We start from the raw sequence: 226 nt of genomic DNA, 5'->3' as shown, positions 1-226 counted from the left end.
ACCAACTGAGCTAAGCCGGCGCGTTTTTCTAATGACCCGTACTGGGCTCGAACCAGTGACCCTCTGATTAAAAGTCAGATGCTCTACCAACTGAGCTAACGAGTCGTCATTATTAAAATGGAGGTTAACGGGATCGAACCGCTGACCCCCTGCTTGTAAGGCAGGTGCTCTCCCAGCTGAGCTAAACCTCCGGTTAAAACGCAAAAAGCATGGCGACGTCCTACTC

The 226-nt window shown here is 50.9% G+C and carries 2 tRNA genes; both read right to left on the bottom strand.

What is annotated here, in order from left to right:
* Window positions 1–32: 32 nt before the first annotated feature.
* Window positions 33–105: transfer RNA gene (locus DOK76_RS13060), tRNA-Lys, on the bottom strand.
* Window positions 106–118: 13 nt separating this feature from the next.
* Window positions 119–191: transfer RNA gene (locus DOK76_RS13055), tRNA-Val, on the bottom strand.
* Window positions 192–226: the final 35 nt, after the last annotated feature.

The organism is Candidatus Vagococcus giribetii (assembly GCF_017316185.1).
In the GTDB taxonomy this organism is placed as follows: domain Bacteria; phylum Bacillota; class Bacilli; order Lactobacillales; family Vagococcaceae; genus Vagococcus; species Vagococcus giribetii.
The sequence above is the reverse complement of the archived record's forward strand: the minus strand, read 5'-3'. Positions and strand labels throughout refer to the sequence as shown.